General features: G+C 68.0%; 15 protein-coding genes and 3 pseudogenes. 8 read left to right on the forward strand and 10 right to left on the reverse strand.

Annotation, left to right across the window (positions count from 1 at the left end; all coding sequences use genetic code 11):
- Window positions 1-121 precede the first annotated feature (121 nt).
- The 4 genes from QR77_RS10910 (at window position 122) to QR77_RS10925 (ending at window position 3,370) form a co-directional block, all read left to right on the forward strand.
- Window positions 122-1,111, forward strand: coding sequence for a metal ABC transporter substrate-binding protein (locus QR77_RS10910; RefSeq protein WP_040021279.1), 990 nt, complete (start codon window positions 122-124; stop codon window positions 1,109-1,111).
- A 65-nt stretch (window positions 1,112-1,176) separates the two neighbouring features.
- Entirely contained in the window at window positions 1,177-1,914 is a 738-nt protein-coding gene (locus QR77_RS10915; RefSeq protein ID WP_236711091.1) for a metal ABC transporter ATP-binding protein, read from the forward strand.
- A gap of 2 nt (window positions 1,915-1,916) precedes the next feature.
- Window positions 1,917-2,855 (forward strand): metal ABC transporter permease, encoded by a 939-nt coding sequence (locus QR77_RS10920; protein ID WP_052488670.1) that lies wholly within the window; start codon window positions 1,917-1,919, stop codon window positions 2,853-2,855.
- A 74-nt stretch (window positions 2,856-2,929) separates the two neighbouring features.
- Entirely contained in the window at window positions 2,930-3,370 is a 441-nt protein-coding gene (locus tag QR77_RS10925) for a transcriptional repressor (protein WP_040021281.1), read from the forward strand.
- 98 nt (window positions 3,371-3,468) lie between these two features.
- Here QR77_RS10925 and QR77_RS10930 read toward each other — a convergent pair whose 3' ends face one another.
- Window positions 3,469-4,335 carry an isoprenyl transferase gene (locus tag QR77_RS10930; RefSeq protein ID WP_040021283.1) on the reverse strand — a complete coding sequence of 289 codons (867 nt, stop codon included), beginning with the start codon at window positions 4,333-4,335 and terminating at the stop codon, window positions 3,469-3,471.
- 13 nt (window positions 4,336-4,348) lie between these two features.
- Complete coding sequence (gene recO, locus QR77_RS10935; protein ID WP_040027692.1) at window positions 4,349-5,098, reverse strand: DNA repair protein RecO; 750 nt, start codon at window positions 5,096-5,098, stop codon at window positions 4,349-4,351.
- Between the two features lie 419 nt (window positions 5,099-5,517).
- Between recO and QR77_RS10940 the strand changes: the two genes are divergently transcribed.
- On the forward strand, window positions 5,518-6,492 hold the full coding sequence (locus QR77_RS10940; protein WP_078876604.1) for a TauD/TfdA family dioxygenase: 975 nt from the start codon (window positions 5,518-5,520) through the stop codon (window positions 6,490-6,492).
- Between the two features lie 158 nt (window positions 6,493-6,650).
- Here QR77_RS10940 and QR77_RS10945 read toward each other — a convergent pair whose 3' ends face one another.
- Both QR77_RS10945 and leuA read right to left on the reverse strand, forming a co-directional pair.
- On the reverse strand, window positions 6,651-7,346 hold the full coding sequence (locus QR77_RS10945) for a TerB family tellurite resistance protein (RefSeq protein WP_040027694.1): 696 nt from the start codon (window positions 7,344-7,346) through the stop codon (window positions 6,651-6,653).
- A 188-nt stretch (window positions 7,347-7,534) separates the two neighbouring features.
- Window positions 7,535-9,307 (reverse strand): 2-isopropylmalate synthase, encoded by a 1,773-nt coding sequence (gene leuA / locus QR77_RS10950; RefSeq protein ID WP_040021285.1) that lies wholly within the window; start codon window positions 9,305-9,307, stop codon window positions 7,535-7,537.
- A 297-nt stretch (window positions 9,308-9,604) separates the two neighbouring features.
- Between leuA and QR77_RS10955 the strand changes: the two genes are divergently transcribed.
- On the forward strand, window positions 9,605-10,705 hold the full coding sequence (locus QR77_RS10955; RefSeq protein ID WP_040021287.1) for a M4 family metallopeptidase: 1,101 nt from the start codon (window positions 9,605-9,607) through the stop codon (window positions 10,703-10,705).
- Window positions 10,706-10,743: 38 nt separating this feature from the next.
- On the forward strand, window positions 10,744-11,019 hold the full coding sequence (locus QR77_RS10960; RefSeq protein WP_040021289.1) for a protealysin inhibitor emfourin: 276 nt from the start codon (window positions 10,744-10,746) through the stop codon (window positions 11,017-11,019).
- Between the two features lie 26 nt (window positions 11,020-11,045).
- Here the strand turns inward: QR77_RS10960 and era are convergent, their stop codons facing one another.
- The 5 genes and pseudogenes from era to QR77_RS10980 form a co-directional block, all read right to left on the reverse strand.
- A complete protein-coding gene (era, locus tag QR77_RS10965; protein WP_040021291.1) occupies window positions 11,046-12,008 on the reverse strand; it encodes a GTPase Era in 963 nt (320 codons plus the stop codon).
- Window positions 12,009-12,114: 106 nt separating this feature from the next.
- Window positions 12,115-12,477, reverse strand: coding sequence for a cytidine deaminase (locus QR77_RS10970; protein ID WP_040021293.1), 363 nt, complete (start codon window positions 12,475-12,477; stop codon window positions 12,115-12,117).
- A gap of 1,111 nt (window positions 12,478-13,588) precedes the next feature.
- A pseudogene (locus QR77_RS48505) lies at window positions 13,589-14,068 on the reverse strand (RHS repeat-associated core domain-containing protein); the annotation flags it as partial.
- Window positions 14,061-14,345, reverse strand: a pseudogene (locus tag QR77_RS48510) (SseB family protein); the annotation flags it as partial. The pseudogenes QR77_RS48505 and QR77_RS48510, both read right to left, overlap by 8 nt.
- 101 nt (window positions 14,346-14,446) lie before the next feature.
- On the reverse strand, window positions 14,447-15,205 hold the full coding sequence (locus tag QR77_RS10980; RefSeq protein WP_040021297.1) for a GntR family transcriptional regulator: 759 nt from the start codon (window positions 15,203-15,205) through the stop codon (window positions 14,447-14,449).
- A gap of 296 nt (window positions 15,206-15,501) precedes the next feature.
- On the opposite strand from QR77_RS10980, the gene QR77_RS10985 reads away from it, so the two are divergent.
- Window positions 15,502-16,041 (forward strand): hypothetical protein, encoded by a 540-nt coding sequence (locus tag QR77_RS10985; RefSeq protein WP_236710601.1) that lies wholly within the window; start codon window positions 15,502-15,504, stop codon window positions 16,039-16,041.
- 24 nt (window positions 16,042-16,065) lie between these two features.
- On the opposite strand, the pseudogene QR77_RS43425 reads toward QR77_RS10985, so the two are convergent.
- A pseudogene (locus tag QR77_RS43425) lies at window positions 16,066-16,156 on the reverse strand (MmcQ/YjbR family DNA-binding protein); the annotation flags it as partial.

The following is a 16,156-nucleotide window of genomic DNA, read 5'->3' on the forward strand; positions in this document are numbered from 1 at the left end:
GGCGAACGGCTAATGCCTCAGATTAGCGGCGGGCGCACCCCCTGGATCAAATCGGTGGGTGGCAAGGCAGCCAGGTATGCGTTGTTGACAATCGTTTCCAATTTTGTTGAAAATGACTGTCATGAACGCACGACGCCTCATATCCTCCGCCATCCTCGCCGGAGCGCTCTCGCTCGGCCTGGTGGCGCTGTCCGCCTGTGCCGCCTTCGACTCCACCGACAGCGCCGGCACCGCCGACGCCTCAGCGAAGAAGAGCGGCGGCAAGCTGGCGGTGACGGCGTCGTTCTACCCCATGCGGTACCTGGCCGAGCGAATAGGCGGCGACCATGTCTCCGTCACGACGCTCACCAAGCCGGGGGTCGAGCCGCACGACCTGGAGCTGGCCCCGCGCCAGGCCGCCGATCTGGGCGAGGCGGATGTCGTCCTCTACCTCAAGGGGATCCAGCCCGCCGTCGACGACGCGATCGCCCAGTCCGGCGTGAAGAACGTCGTCGACGCGGCCTCGCTCACCGCGATGGAGAGGCACGGCACCGAGGCCGGCGCCCGTGAGGAGACCCGGGACGCCGAGCGGGCGGAAGCCACAGCGGCCGGAACCGACCCGCACATCTGGCTGGATCCGGTGAAGTTCACCGAGGTCGCGAACGGCGTCGGCGCCGCGCTGGAAAAGGCCGACCCGGACCACGCCGCCGCGTACCGCCGTAACACCGGAAGCCTGGTCAAGGACCTGAGCGCCCTCGACACCTCGTACAAGCAGGGCCTGGCCGACACCGGCGGCAGGACGTTCATCACGACCCATGCCGCCTTCGGCTACCTCGCCGAGCGGTACGGGCTCGAACAGGAAGCCATCACCGGCATCGACCCCGAGTCCGAGCCGAGCCCGGCCAGGATCAGGGATCTGGGCGCCATAGCGAAGCGGGACAAGGTCACCACCGTGTTCTTCGAGACCCTCACCAGCGACAGGACCGCCAGAACCGTCGCGGACGACGCGGGTCTGCGGACCGACGTCCTCGATCCGCTGGAGGGCATCACGGACTCTTCCAAGGGCGACGACTACCTCCAGGTCATGCGGTCCAACCTGGCCGCGCTGCGGAAAGCGCTGGGCGCGAAGTGACCCGCCCCACCGGGACAACGCCGGAAGCCCGGCCGGATCAGCCGGCCCCGGGCGCGGAGGCCGTCATCTCCGTACGCGCCGCCACCGCCACCCTCGGTTCCCGCCAGGTGCTGCACGGCGTCGACCTCACCGTGCACCGGGGCGAGGTCGTCGCCCTGCTCGGCGCCAACGGCTCGGGCAAGTCCACCACCGTACGGGCGATCCTCGGCCGGACCCCGCTGGCCGGCGGCGGGATAGAGCTGTTCTCGACGCCGCTGCGCCGCTTCGGCGACTGGGCGCGTATCGGTTACGTACCGCAGCGCACCACCGCCTCCGGCGGCGTACCCGCGACGGTTCGCGAGATCGTCTCCTCCGGCCGGCTCTCGCGCAGGAAGCTGGGGTGGCCCACCCGGGCCGATCGCGCCGCCGTCCAGCGGGCCATCGAGATCGTCGGGCTCGCCGACCGCGCCAAGGACTCCGTCGGCACGCTCTCCGGCGGCCAGCACCAGCGCGTACTGATCGCCAGGGCGCTCGCCGGCACCCCCGACCTGCTGATCATGGACGAGCCGATGGCGGGCGTCGACGTGGCCAGCCAGCGGATCCTCGCGGCGACGCTGCGCGAACAGGTCGCCGCCGGTACGACCGTGCTGCTGGTCCTCCATGAACTGGGCCCGCTGGAGCCGCTCATCGACCGTACGGTGGTGCTGCGCGACGGTGTCGTGGTGCACGACGGACCCCCTGGCCCCGCCCACCCGGACGCCGGCCACCCGGATCCCCACCCGGGCCTCGCCCACGCCGCCGAGCGCACAGGACCACTGATCTGATCATGGAAATTCTCCAGACCGCCCTGATGCAGCGGGCCCTGCTCGCCGCCGTCCTCGTCGGCATCACCGCGCCCGCCATCGGCATCTACCTCGTACAGCGCCGGCAGGCCCTCATGGGCGACGGCATCGGACATGTCGCGCTCACCGGTGTCGGCCTCGGCTTCCTGCTCTCCACGAGCCCCGTGTGGATGGCGACGCTCGTATCGGTCCTCGGCGCGGTCACGATGGAGCTGATCAGGACGTACGGCCGCGCGCGCGGCGACATCGCGCTGGCCATGCTCTTCTACGGCGGCATGTCGGGCGGGGTGCTGCTGATCAATCTCGCGCCGGACGGCTCCACCGGCGTCCTCAGCTCGTACCTCTTCGGCTCGCTGTCGACCGTCTCGCCCGCGGACGTGACCACGATCTGTGTGCTGGCGGCCTTTGTGGTGCTGGTCACCGTGGGGCTGCGGCGGCAGCTCTTCGCGATCAGCCAGGACGAGGAGTTCGCGCGGGTCACCGGGCTGCCCGTGCGTACCTACAACCTGCTGATCGCGGTAACGGCGGCCGTGACGGTCACCGTGGCCATGCGGGTCGTGGGACTGCTGCTCGTCAGCGCCCTGATGGTGGTGCCGGTGGCGGCCGCGCAGCAGGTCAGCAGGTCGTTCGCGGTCACGTTCGTACTGTCGGTCGTGATCGGTACGGCGGTGACGCTGGCCGGCACGGTCACCTCGTACTACCAGGACGTGCCGCCCGGCGCGACGATCGTGCTGCTGGCGATCGGCTTGTTCGTGGTGCTCACCGTCGCCGCCACTCCGCTGGCGAGACGGCGGACCCGGGTGGCGGGAGCGGTGGAGGCGCCGAAGGATGCGTACCCGAACGGCAGTACGGGCGGTTGCACGGATGGGCGCACAATGGATGTACCCGCCGGGCAGCGCCCGGCGGACGACGTCCCGGTCTGACCGCGAACTGGCAGAATGGCCCGACGGACAAGGGGCAACGCCCGACGGTTACGGGCAGAGGCGAGGAGGCACCCGTGGCGACTGCGCCCAGCAGTGGATCAAGTACAGCCCCCGTGCGCGGCCGATCGACCCGTCAGCGTGCCGCGGTGGCGGCCGCGCTGGACGAGGTGGACGAGTTCCGCAGCGCGCAGGAACTCCACGACGTGCTCAAGCACCGGGGTGACTCGGTCGGTCTGACCACCGTCTACCGCACCCTGCAGAACCTCGCCGACGCGGGCGAGGTCGATGTCCTGCGGACGAACGACGGCGAGTCCGTGTACCGGCGCTGCTCGACCGGCGACCACCACCACCATCTGGTCTGCCGGATGTGCGGCAAGGCCGTCGAGGTCGAGGGGCCGGCCGTCGAGCAGTGGGCCGAGACCATCGCGGCGCAGCACGGCTATGTGGCGGTGGCGCACACGGTGGAGGTCTTCGGTACGTGCGCCGAGTGCGCGGAGGCGGCGGCGAAGAACTGACGGCGGGCGGTGGCGCCGGCGGTGGCCGGCTGATCCGCCGGCTCCCCCGCCCGTACCGCCGCCACCCGGCCGCTTCGGCTCTTCCGCCGCCGGTACTACTACTCCTCGTCGCCCCGATCGTCGCCCTGCTGTTCGTCCTGCTCCTGTATGTCCTGGCTGGACTCCGCGTTCGGCAGCGCGCCCCCGAAGCGGCGGTCCCTGGAGGCGAACTCCAGGCAGGCACGCCACAGATCACGCCGGTCGAAGTCCGGCCACAGCACGTCCTGGAAGACCATCTCGGCGTAGCTGCTCTGCCAGATCAGGTAGTTGGACGTGCGCTGCTCGCCGCTCGGACGCAGAAAGAGGTCCACGTCGGGCATGTCCGGGTAGTACATGTACTTCGCGAAGGTCTTCTCGTTGACCTTCGACGGGTCGAGCTTCCCGGACGCCACATCGGCGGCCAGCGCCCGCGCGGCGTCGGCGATCTCGGCGCGCCCGCCGTAGTTGACGCAGAAGTAGAGCGTCATCGCGTCGTTGTCCACGGTCTGTTCCTGCGCGACCTGGAGTTCCTGGACGACCGACTTCCACATCTTCGGCATCCGGCCGACCCAGCGGATGCGGATGCCCAGTTCGTTCATCTCGTCGCGACGGCGGCGGATGACGTCGCGGTTGAAGTTCATCAGGAAGCGCACCTCGTCGGGTGTGCGTTTCCAGTTCTCGGTGGAGAAGGCGAAGAGCGAGAGGTTCTTGACGCCCATCTCCAGACAGCCCTTGAGTACGTCGAGGACCACGCCCTCACCGACCTTGTGGCCCTCCGTACGCGGCAGGCCGCGCTCCTTGGCCCAGCGCCCGTTCCCGTCCATCACGACGGCCACGTGCTTCGGCACCAGCTCGCTCTGGATCAGCGGCGGGCGCGCCCCCGAGGGGTGCGGCTCCGGCGTCTTGTACTCGCGGCGGGAACGCCCCAGAATTCCGCGTCGTGCCATGCGCTCTTGTCTCCTAGTTCTTTTCTACGTACCTCAGCGAGCGCAGACCGCGCTCCAGATGCCAGTGGAGATACGCGGACACCAGCCCGCTTCCCTCTCTGACATGCCGTGCCTCGCACGCGTCCGCCGTCTCCCAGTCACCGGTCAGCAGCGCGCTGAGCAGTCCGACGGCCTCCGCCGAGGGTACGACGCTGCCGGGTACCCGGCAGTCGCCGCATATGACTCCGCCCGCAGCGACGGAGAAGAACCGGTTCGGTCCGTCGAGACCGCACTTCGCGCAGTCGTCGAAGCTCGGCGCGTAACCGTTGACCGCGAGGGAGCGCAGCAGGAAGGCGTCGAGGATCAGATGGGGCGCGTGCTCGCCGCGCGCCAGCGTCCGCAGCCCGCCGACGAGCAGTAGGTACTGCTGCACGGCCGGCTCGCCCTCGTGGTCGGTGAACCGCTCGGCGGTCTCCAGCATGGCCGTACCCGCCGTGTAGCGCGCGTAGTCGGCGGCGATTCCGCCACCGTACGGAGCGATGGTCTCACTCTGGGTGCAGAGCGGCAGTCCCCGTCCGATCAGTTCACTGCCCCGTGCGAAGAACTGCACATCGACGTGCGAGAAGGGTTCGAGCCTGGCCCCGAATTTCGACTTCGTACGCCGCACTCCCCGTGCGACGGCGCGGACGCGGCCATGGCCGCGGGTCAGAAGCGTGATGATGCGGTCGGCCTCACCGAGCTTCTGGGTGCGCAGCACAACGCCGTCGTCCCGGAAAAGACTCATGAGCGCCATTCTCCCGCATGACCTCAGGACGCCGGTCGGCGGTGAGGGGGTACTGTGCCGGGCATGAGCACGTACTCGAACCTCCGCGCAGTGGAGTCGCTCCACAGCGACCCTCGCGGTGAGTGCGCACCTCGCGGCCGCAGCTTCCTGCGCCGCCGCGGCCGGGTGGGTTCCCCGCCGGCCCTTCTCTGTTGTTCCTGCCGTTCCTGTTGTCGCGCCTGACGCTCGGCCCGTTGCGGCGCTGTTGTCGCGTCTGACGCCCTCGTGGGCCTCTTCCTGATCCGGCGGAAGCGTCCGGGCCCCGGTCGACCCTGACCGCGCTCCCCCGCGCTCTCCGTACGGCCTCACGTACCTCCTCCCCCACTTGCGGGTCCTTTCCTGCTTTCCGGCACCCGGGCCCGCCCGTTCACAGGAGAAACATGACCACGGTCACCGAATCCGCCGCCGCTGTCCCTGCCGCCGCTCCTGCCGCCGACGCTGCCGCCGGCGCCGTTCTGCGCGACCACCGCATCCCGGCCGACGGTCTCTACGAAGGCCCCCGCGAGCTGCGCCGTACCCCGGCGGACTGGGCGGACCGCCCGTACACCGCCTTCGACGTCGTCCCGCTGGGACGCACCATCGGCGCCGAGATCCACGGCCTGGACCTCTCCCGCCCGCAGGCTCCCGCCGTACTGGAGGAGATCAACCGCGCCCTGCTGGAGTGGAAGGTGGTCTTCTTCCGGGGACAGCACCTGTCGTCCGAGGCGCAGCGTGCGTTCGCCCTGAACTGGGGCGAGTTGGAGACCAATCCGTTGCTGGCAACCGGCGACAGCGCGGACGTGGTGCGCTTCGGCCGTACGGCGAGCCCCACCTTCGAGAACATCTGGCACACGGATGTGACCTTCCGCGAGCGGCCGGCGATGGGCGCCGTACTGCAACTGCGCGAGGTGCCGCCGACGGGCGGCGACACCATGTGGGCCGACATGGCAGCGGCGTACGACAACCTGCCCGCGGACGTACGGTCCCGCATCGACGGTGCCCGTGCCGTCCACGACTTCATCCCGGGCTTCAGCCGGTTCTATCCGACCGCCGAACTGGCCGCGTTCCAGGAGACGTTCCCGCCGGTCGAACACCCCGTGGTGCGACGCCATCCGGAGACCGGCCGGCGCATGCTGTTCGTCAATGCCTCCTTCACCACCCGGATAGTGGGTTTCGAGCAGGAGGAGAGCGACCGGCTGCTGAAGCTGCTGTTCCAGCAGGCCCATGTGCCGGAGTACCAGGTGCGGTTCCACTGGCAGGCGGGCGACATCGCGTTCTGGGACAACCGGGCGACCCAGCACTACGCGGTCAACGACTACGCGCCGCACCCCCGCGTGGCCGAACGAGTGGCGATCGCGGGCGACCGGCCCTTCTGAGGCGCGGATCCGGCGGCCCGGCGGTCCGGCGGCGGAAGCGAGGGGGGCAGGCGGGCCGGAAACGGGGCTTCGGGGCCCTCCGGGCACCCGGGGGACCTCCGGGACCTCTGAGGTGCTCCCAGGGCCCCACAGCGGGCCTGGAAGGCTCTAGAGCCCGCTCAGGACGGCGTACGCGACGCCGCCAGCAGCAACCTCGCCGTGTCGTCCGTGCAGAGCTGCAGCGCACCGCCCACCGTCGTCAGCACCTCGCGCTCCGCCGGGCTGTACGGTCCGTCCGCCAGCGCGATCCTGGCGCCCTGGAGCACGATCGACTCGCGGCCCGTCGGGGCCAGGTGGGGCGCGAGCGGTTCGAGTGACTCGTGGAGCTCGATGGCGAGCGCCGCGCCGCAGGGGCCCGGGTCGATGACGAAGCGGCCCGTGTCGGCTGCGAGCGCCTCGACGAGTTCCGTGAGCTGGTCCTCGGTGCAGTCCTCGAACCCGGCCGCCCTGACCGTGACCGCCGCGGTCTCGACGACCGTACGGTTCGAGGTGCCGCCGGCCGCGAGGACGGCGAGCGCGACCGTGTGCACGGCGTCACGCAGCATCGCCGAGAACCGGACCGTGGTGGGGTGGTCGAGGACGTCGGTGGCGAAGTGCGCGTGGCAGGCGGCGCATTCGACGACGGGACCGGCGGATCCGCGCGAGACCAGCGGTACGCCGAGGACGGTGAAGCGGCGACGGCCGGTGCGGCGGCGGTAGTTGCGGTCGCCTCCGCAGTCGGGGCAGAAGAACTCCCCGTCACCTACGGTGTTCCAGGAAGTACGAATGCCCCAGAGGCGCAGTTTTCGGCCGCGTGATCCTTGAGCTGGCAGCACGTCGCGCACCTCCGTAACGCTTCGGCATCATTGCCGGGTTGACGTGATGTTAGCCACATCGGCCACGCGGCGTCAGCACCCTGGCACGAGATAGTCACGAGACAGCCACGACATGGCCGAACCCCGTCCACCGTTTCCGGTGGACGGGGTTCGTAAAGCCTCAGGTCAGCGCGGGATGGGCGGCGGATTCAGCGAGTCGCGCGATTCACCGCGGAGATGACCGCTTTGAGTGAGGCGCGCGTGGTGTTCGCGTCGATCCCGATGCCCCAGAGCACCTTGTCGCCGATCGCGCACTCGATGTACGAGGCGGCCTGGGCCCGCGCGCCCTCGCTCATGGTGTGCTCCTGGTAGTCCAGCAGCCGCGCGTCCACGCCCACGGCGGCCAGCGCCTCGAAGAAGGCCGAGATGGGGCCGTTGCCGGTGCCGGTGAGCAGCACGTCGGTCCCGTCGACGACCGCCTGGACGGTCAGGCTGTCCTGGCCGTCCTTGTCGGTCGTGGACTGGCCGGAACGGAGCTGGATGCGGCCCCAGGAGCTGTCGGCGCCGGACCCGGGGGCGGGCAGGTACTCGTCCTGGAAGACGTCCCAGATCTCGCCCGGAGTGATCTCGCCGCCCTCGGCGTCGGTCTTGGCCTGGATGATCCGGGAGAACTCGATCTGCATACGGCGCGGCAGGTCCAGCTTGTGGTCGTTCTTCAGTACGTAGGCGATGCCGCCCTTGCCGGACTGCGAGTTGACGCGGATGACGGCCTCGTACGAACGGCCCACGTCCTTGGGGTCGATCGGCAGGTACGGCACGGCCCACTCGATCTCGTCGACCGTCTTGCCGCGCGCCGCAGCGTCCGCCTCCATGGCGTCGAAGCCCTTCTTGATGGCGTCCTGGTGGGAGCCGGAGAAGGACGTGTAGACGAGGTCGCCCGCGTAGGGATGGCGCGGGTGGATCTCCATCTGGTTGCAGTACTCACTGGTGCGGCGGACCTCGTCGATCTGCGAGAAGTCGATCTGCGGGTCGACGCCTTGCGAGAAGAGGTTCATACCGAGCGTCACCAGGTCGACGTTGCCCGTGCGCTCGCCCTGGCCGAACAGGCAGCCCTCGATACGGTCGGCGCCCGCCATGATCGCGAGTTCGGCGGCGGCGACGGCCGTACCGCGGTCGTTGTGCGGGTGCACGGAGAGGCACACATGCTCGCGGCGCGACAGGTTGCGCGACATCCACTCGAAGCGGTCCGCGTGTGTGGAGGGCGTCGAACGCTCCACCGTGGCGGGCAGGTTCAGGATGATCTCGCGCCCCTTCTCGGGCCCCCAGACATCCATCACCGCCTCGCAGACCTCCAGCGCGAAGTCCAGTTCGGTGTCGGTGAAGATCTCCGGGCTGTACTGGTAGCCGTAGATCGTCTCCGGGCCGAGGATCTTCTCCGCGTACTCCATCACCAGCCGCGTACCGTCCACGGCGATCTGCTTGACCTGCTCCTTCGAGCCGCGGAAGACGACGCGCCGGAAGGTGGGGGCGGTGGCGTTGTACAGATGCACGGTCGCGCGATGGGCGCCGCGCAGCGATTCCACCGTGCGTTCGATGAGCTCCTCGCGCGCCTGGGTCAGGACGGAGATCGTCACGTCGTCGGGGATCGCGCCCTCTTCGATGATCGAGCGTACGAACCCGAAGTCGGTCTCGCCCGACGAGGGGAAGCCGACCTCGATCTCCTTGTAGCCCATGCGTACCAGCAGGTCGAACATCTCCCGCTTGCGCGCGGGGGACATCGGGTCGATCAGTGCCTGGTTGCCGTCGCGCAGGTCCGTCGAGAGCCAGCGGGGCGCGACCGTGATGCGGTTCTCGGGCCAGGTGCGGTCGGGGATGTGGACGGCCTCGTAGCGGCCGTACTTGTGGATCGGCATCCCGGACGGCTTCTGGGTGTGGGTCGCGTTGGTGATGGGTGTGGGGCGACCGACTGAAGGATCAGACATGTGCGTAGGGCTCCTCGAATGTCCGCTGGGACGGCCGACGGGACGTGTTCACCGCAACGCCAGACTCCGCGGGGAGGGGGTCGGCCTACGACTACAGACCCTCGCCGCGGCAGCTAAGGAGAAGCAGCCCGAAACGCATGATGCACGTACTTTAGCCGAGCCTCCTTCCGGGGGAAGGGCCGTATCAGTATGCGGGATCACCTGGAGTTAACCCTCGAACAGTGACGGATCACTCCATTTCAGGAATCATGGGTAGCAGGTAGTGACTTATCGGGTACGCACTGCCACATTTCATACATGACCCCCAACGACGCTTCCGCCTCCCGTTCCACCGTCCGGCCCGTCTTCTGCACCATCGTGCCGCCGCACCTTCTCGACAAGTTGTCCAGATCCGCCGACCCGGTGCTCGCCGGTCCGTTCCGCCGCACGCTGGAGGCGGACGCGGCGCAGCGCACCCGCCGCCGGCTGACCACGGTCGCCGGTCTCCGTACGGCCACGGCGCCGCCCGCGACCCCTCCGGCCCCGGCGGCGGACGGACCTCGGCGCACGATCTACAACTGCGGGAACAGCACGACCCTGCCCGGGAAGAAGGTGCGCGACGAGGGCGACGGCCCGGGGTCCGACGCCACCGTCAACCGCGCGTACAACGGGCTCGGCTCGACGTTCGAGCTGCTGCTGAAGGCGTACGGCCGCAACTCGCTCGACGGCCAGGGGCTGCCGCTCAACGCCAGCGTCCATTACGACAAGGACTACGCGAACGCGTTCTGGGACGGCGAGCAGATGGTGTTCGGGGACGGTGACGGCAAGGTGTTCCTCGACTTCACCCTGCCGGTCGACGTCATCGGCCACGAGCTGACGCACGGTGTCACCCAATACACCGCCAATCTCGCCTACTTCGGCCAGAGCGGCGCGCTGAACGAGTCGCTGTCGGACGTGTTCGGTTCGCTGGTCAAGCAGTACACCCAGGACCAGACCGCCGACCAGGCCGACTGGCTGGTCGGAGCCGGCCTGCTCGGACCGAGTGTCACCGGGGTCGCGCTGCGCTCGATGAAGGCCCCGGGCACGGCGTACGACGACGATGTCCTCGGCAAGGACCCGCAGCCGGCCTCGATGGACCACTTCGTGCACACGGGCAGCGACAACGGCGGCGTGCACATCAACTCCGGTATTCCGAACCGCGCGTTCTACCTGTTCGCCGACCAGCTCGGCGGCAAGGCGTGGGAGCGGGCCGGCCAGGTCTGGTACGACGTGCTGACCGGCGGCAAGCTGGCGGAGGACGCCGAGTTCGCGGACTTCGCACGGCTGACCCTCGCGGCGGCGCGGGCCCGGTACGGCGACGGCGCGGAGCAGGAGGCCGTCACCAAGGCGTGGTCCGAGGTCGGCGTTCCGACGAAGTGACCTGTCGCCGTGGCCCGACACGTACTAGAACGGGACCCATGCGTATCGAAGTACGGCGTACAGGCGGGTTCGCGGGTATCGAGCGCAGGGCCGAGGTGGACACCTCGGCCCTGGCCGATCCCGACGAGTGGCAGAAGCTGGCCGAACAGGCCCTGTCCGAAGCCCAGGACGCCCAGGGCCCGCAGTCGCGCGGTGTCCCGGACGGCTTCAACTACCGGATCACGATTGACGGCCGGACAGTTCACTGCGCCGACCCACGGCTGTCGGACGCCCAGCGGACCCTGATCTCAAGGGTGCTCAAGGAGGGAGCCTGAGCGAGGGCCCAGGGCGGGGCCCGGAATCAGAAGCCGAGCTTGCGGAGCTGCTTGGGGTCGCGCTGCCAGTCCTTCGCGACCTTCACATGCAGGTCGAGGAAGACCGGCGTGCCGAGCAGCGCCTCGATGTGCTTGCGGGACTTGGTCCCGACCTCCTTGAGGCGCTGGCCCTTGGGGCCGATGATGATGCCCTTCTGGCTGGGCCGCTCGATGTAGACATTCGCGTGGATGTCGAGCAGCGGCCGGTCCGCCGGACGGTCCTCGCGCGGCAGCATCTCCTCGACCACCACGGCGATGGAGTGCGGCAGTTCGTCCCGTACGCCTTCCAGCGCGGCCTCACGGATCAGCTCGGCGACCATGACCATCTCGGGCTCGTCCGTGAGGTCGCCCTCGGGGTAGAGCGGGGGGCTCTGCGGCAGCAGCGGCACGAGCAGGTCGGCCAGCAGGCCCACCTGCTGATCGGCGACGGCGGAGACCGGAACGATCTCCGCCCACTCCATGCCCAGCTCCTTGCCGATCTGGTCGATCGCGATGAGCTGCTCGGCCAGCGTCTTGGAGTCGACGAGGTCCGTCTTGGTGACGACGGCGACCTTCGGCGTCTTCTTGATCCCGGCGAGCTCCTTGATGATGAAGCGGTCACCGGGGCCGAGCTTCTGGTCGGCGGGCAGGCAGAAGCCGATGACGTCGACCTCGGACCAGGTCGCGCGCACGATGTCGTTGAGACGCTCACCGAGCAGCGTGCGCGGCTTGTGGAGGCCGGGGGTGTCGACCAGGATCAACTGCGCCTCGGGCCGGTGCACGATGCCCCGTACGGTGTGACGCGTGGTCTGCGGCCGGTTCGAGGTGATGGCCACCTTCTGTCCGACCAGAGCGTTCGTGAGGGTGGACTTGCCCGCGTTGGGGCGGCCGACGAAGCAGGCGAAGCCGGCCTTGTGAGGGGCTCCGGCCGTCTCGGGGGCGGTCTCGGAAGAAGGGATACGAGCGCTCATGGCGCCCATTCTCCCCGATCGGGGGGCCACCGCCGACCAGCCGGGGGCTCAGGTCCTCGACACCCGATGACAGACGATGATCGAAACCGACCGCACCCGCCCGACTTCAGCCGGCGGTGACGCTCACCCGCAGGACCCCGTCGACCCCCGCCACCAGCACGGGCGTCCCGGCACCCCCGAGATCACGGACAGCGGCACGATCCTCGTCACGCACGGATTCCGCCTCGGTCACAACGGCCGCGGCCTCCAACGAGGTGGCCCCACTCGCCACGGCCATCGCCACGGCGGTCCGCAACGCGCTCAGCTTGAGCGACGCCAGCTCAACGGTCCCGGCCACATAGGTACGCCCGGTCTCATCCCGCACGGCGGCCCCCTCGGCCACCCCGTTCCGCACCCGCGCACTCCGCGCCAACGTAACGATCTTGCGATCCTCAGGTCCAAGGCCGGCGGAACCATCGCTCAGAGTCATACCCAAAGCATAGGCAGCCGGCCACACCACCCCTCCCTCGGGTACGAACAGCAGACCCCCGTTCCAACCCGGCCTCCTACGTCGGGAATCCGCACACATGGAGCGACCCGCTCGGCCTCGCGCCATGTGAAAACGGAAATTCGCGCCAGCCGAGGACCGAGGGTCAAGAACGTAACGCTCGCTGGACAGATGACTTAAGTCACGTAACTGGCAGTACCGCGAGGAGCAGGAACAGGGCTCTAAAGGCAATTATGATCGAAGATTTCCCTGATTTGAAATTTAGCCACACCCCTCAATATAGCCCGTTTGTTGGCCATGCTGTAGCGTCCCATCTTAGAGGGACCCAAATCGGGCCGGCTCCTTTTGTGTCCAGAATTGAATTGAGACGGTCGTTGATTCACGAGGAGCTTCACCACCGATGGTGGAATCAAGGTAAAATGGGATCTCACCACCCGAGGGACGGATCGGGCCTTTCTGACCGTTTCTATGGGACGGTTGAGCGTTATATGAAAATGAGGGGTTGGGAATGATCTCGCAATCGGCTGCCGTCGGTGACTCATGTGACAGGTGTGGGAGTGGAGCGGACTGCACTGTCGCAGAAGTTCTTTTGAGTAGCGGGCGCCGCTGGGATATGGAATGTTCCTGCTCGGTCTGCGGAAACCTGTGGCACTCTGGCGGGTCGGGCGAATCTCCGCCGAGTGTAAGAGATGCAATCATTGCGGCTAATGGGGAATCCACCCTTAAGCTCATCGGATCCGAGGTGCGTGGGGCCCGATTGTTGAAGAATCTCAGAGAGGTGTACGACTTGCCGATTTCTGAGGCCAAGCAAATGACTGAAAGGCTGCGTACGTCTGGCATCCAAGGAACACTGGTTGACGTCGAATTTCTTGCCGCGAAGCTACGGGCGTCCGGATTCAACGTGCAGATTGAAAATTCGTGACTTCCGGCGGCACGAACTGCGGATGAACATTGACTTTCTCTTCGGGTATCTGGACGAGCGATGGGATTCCGGAAAACTTCCGCAGGAATTCAGGAAAAAGTGGTCGTCCGAACTCGGCGAATTTTTCCGCGCTCGGTGTTCGTCGGCTTGAGGGGCTGCGCTGAGCTGAGTGGGCGCAGGTGCCAGGCCGAGGGGGTCCGGGGTGAGGTAGCGGGCCGTTTCCGGGTCGTAGTAGCGGTGGAAGTTGTAGTGGAGGCCCGTTTCCGGGTCGTGGTATTGGCCTGGGAAGCGTAACGGGGTGTGCGCTTTGGCGTCGCTGTTCCAGGTGGTGGTGCCCCAGAGAGTTGTGCGGGTGCGCCAGGCTATGTCGCCCTGTTCGTCGATGAGTTCCGTCGGGGTGCCGACGAGGTCCGTGATGATGCTGAAGAAACGCTGGTCGATTTCTTGCTGCGGGGCGCCCGCGGCTGAGATGCGTTCGGTCTGGGCCAGGGGCCGGGGGCCTTGGTGGTCCCAGGTGAGGGTTACCGGGTTCGGGAAGGTGTCCGACTGTGCTGTCTGTTCACAGAGAGTGGTGCCGTCCCAGACGAAGTCGACCTTCTCCAGGACGGTCCGGCCGTCGCCGGACATCCGGTGTTTCGCCGTGCGCGAACCCGGCCAGCGCCTCCTCATCCGAGAACGCGCAGACCCACCGCACCCCGCCGTGATCCGCCGTCCAGGGACCTCCGGCCTCGTCGAACGGCACCAGCACGGCCGTACGCCGGAACTCACCCAGCAGCACGGCGAACCCCCGTCGGCTCCCCGCGAGTTCAGGCTCCCCAGCGACGCCCTCGGCCGGCCCGGACGACCCCGAACCGTCCGGAGGAACCCACAGGCCGGCCAGCGCCGACACGTGCCCCGGTATCGGCGTGCCATCTCCTTCTACGGTCATGTACACGATGATCACACGCCATCGCACACAGTAACAACGCGGCTCTCCGCGAATTCAGGCCGCTCCCGCACCAGTTGACACCGGAAAGCCCTGCCGCCGCGCTACGCGTCGAAGCCGTACTCCAGCACGTACGCGCCCGCATCGAGGGTCATCTCGTTGACCTCCACAGGCCTGCCCTCGGAGCCGAAGGCAGTGCGGCAGACGAGCATCACCGGCGTACCCACTGAGAGTTCGAGGCTGTTCGCCTCCTCGGCGGAAGGCATGCGCGAGCGGATCTCTTCCCTGAAGTGAACGGGCTTGAAGCCGAGTTCGTCGAGGCGTGCGTAGATTCCACCGGGGCCCGTGTCGTCCTGTGTGATAAGCGAACCGGCGACGAGGGATGCCGGAAGGTAACTGGTGGCCAGCAGGACCGGCTTTCCTTCCAGGACGTATCGCCGCCTTCGAACGCATACGGCGGCGCCAAGAGCGATGCCCAGCACCCGTGCGACGCGTTCCGGTGCCGGCTCCTCGCTCACAGCGAGCTGGTCCACAACGAGGGGCCGGTCCTCGATGTCCGCCGACCAGATCGAACGGCCCGCGCCCCATCCCTCACTGGCCAGCCGCTGCACGCCACGGCGTCTGAGCGGACGGAAAGACCGAACGAAAACTCCGGCGCCTTTTCGGGATTCGGCGATCCCCTCGTTCTGGAGAACTCCGAGCGCCTGCCGCGCGGTCATGCGGGCTACGTCGTAAGTGGCCATGAGGTCGTTCTCACCCGGCAGCCGCGCGCCCGGTCCGTACTCACCCGACTCGATCGCCTCACGGATCGCGTCGGCGATGCGGCGGTACTTCGGCCGGCCGTCGCCGCTCCTGGGCACCATGCGTGAACCTCCTCCCTCTTCTCTAGACACCCTAGAACACGCATGCAGCGACGAACCCCGGCCCCGCAGTCGATGAGCTGACGCCACTTCTCCGAGCACCACGATTGACATCTCTAGAGATGAGCGGTTCCCTTTAGATCTCTAGAGATGTTGGATGGCAGGTGCGGCCTGCCGGAGAACTGGCTTGGAAACGGGGTTTGCTGATGGGGTCTCAGAGGGCACGTGTCGGGAGGAGCGCTTCTTCGCCGGATCCGGTTCCGTACATCGCGGCATGGACCACAGAGCGAGCTCCCGCCGTGCGCATCGTCGCCAAAGGCGACGGCATCGGCTATGCGGACGAGCGGCCGTACGGCCGGGACTCAACTGGGGTGCTGTGGACCCGCGCCCCCTCCCTTCCTGGCAAGGGGCGGCCCGTGTTCGGCAAAGTCCACGCTCTCCGACAGCGGCGAGCCATGAGCGAACTGCTGTGCCAGATCTGCGCCGGACCCGCCGATCGGAATACGGCGGGCATCCTGTGGCTGCTGGGTGAAGATCCAAGCGATCCAGGCTCCTGGCCCGATGACCTCATCACCACCCACCCACCAGTCTGCGTGCCATGCGGACTGAGGTCGATCAGGACGTGCCCTCACCTCCGCCAGAAGTGCGTGGCCCTTCGCGTCACCGAGTTCCGCCTCGCAGGCGTACGGGGTGCGCTGTACCGGCCCGGGTCTCCGTCTCCCGTGGCGGTGGACGCGGCGGGAGTCGCATTCGACGATCCCCGTATTCGCTGGACCTTGGCCGGTCAGCTCCTCATGCGGCTCCAGGCATTCAGCATTGTCGATCTCGGGCACGCCTGACGTGCCCTTGCGGGGTCGCAGCGGTCAGGGGCGGTTCAGGCGCAGGCGGTCCTGTCTGGGGAGGCCCGCCACCACCAGGTCGTAGGAGTCCTCGATCAGTTCGCGGACCAGGGTT

Origin of the sequence: Streptomyces sp. 150FB, assembly GCF_000818195.1 — a bacterium.
In the GTDB taxonomy this organism is placed as follows: Bacteria; Actinomycetota; Actinomycetes; order Streptomycetales; family Streptomycetaceae; genus Streptomyces.

What these genes read in the sequence shown, in the direction of transcription:
- QR77_RS10910 (WP_040021279.1), top strand. Translation starts at nt 122, where the DNA reads ATGAACGCACGACGCCTCATATCCTCCGCCATCCTCGCCGGAGCGCTC.
- QR77_RS10920 (WP_052488670.1), top strand. Translation starts at nt 1,917, where the DNA reads ATGGAAATTCTCCAGACCGCCCTGATGCAGCGGGCCCTGCTCGCCGCC.
- QR77_RS10930 (WP_040021283.1), bottom strand. Translation starts at nt 4,335, where the DNA reads ATGGCACGACGCGGAATTCTGGGGCGTTCCCGCCGCGAGTACAAGACG.
- recO (WP_040027692.1), bottom strand. Translation starts at nt 5,098, where the DNA reads ATGAGTCTTTTCCGGGACGACGGCGTTGTGCTGCGCACCCAGAAGCTC.
- QR77_RS10940 (WP_078876604.1), top strand. Translation starts at nt 5,518, where the DNA reads ATGACCACGGTCACCGAATCCGCCGCCGCTGTCCCTGCCGCCGCTCCT.
- leuA (WP_040021285.1), bottom strand. Translation starts at nt 9,307, where the DNA reads ATGTCTGATCCTTCAGTCGGTCGCCCCACACCCATCACCAACGCGACC.
- QR77_RS10955 (WP_040021287.1), top strand. Translation starts at nt 9,605, where the DNA reads ATGACCCCCAACGACGCTTCCGCCTCCCGTTCCACCGTCCGGCCCGTC.
- QR77_RS10960 (WP_040021289.1), top strand. Translation starts at nt 10,744, where the DNA reads ATGCGTATCGAAGTACGGCGTACAGGCGGGTTCGCGGGTATCGAGCGC.
- era (WP_040021291.1), bottom strand. Translation starts at nt 12,008, where the DNA reads ATGAGCGCTCGTATCCCTTCTTCCGAGACCGCCCCCGAGACGGCCGGA.
- QR77_RS10970 (WP_040021293.1), bottom strand. Translation starts at nt 12,477, where the DNA reads ATGACTCTGAGCGATGGTTCCGCCGGCCTTGGACCTGAGGATCGCAAG.
- QR77_RS10980 (WP_040021297.1), bottom strand. Translation starts at nt 15,205, where the DNA reads ATGGTGCCCAGGAGCGGCGACGGCCGGCCGAAGTACCGCCGCATCGCC.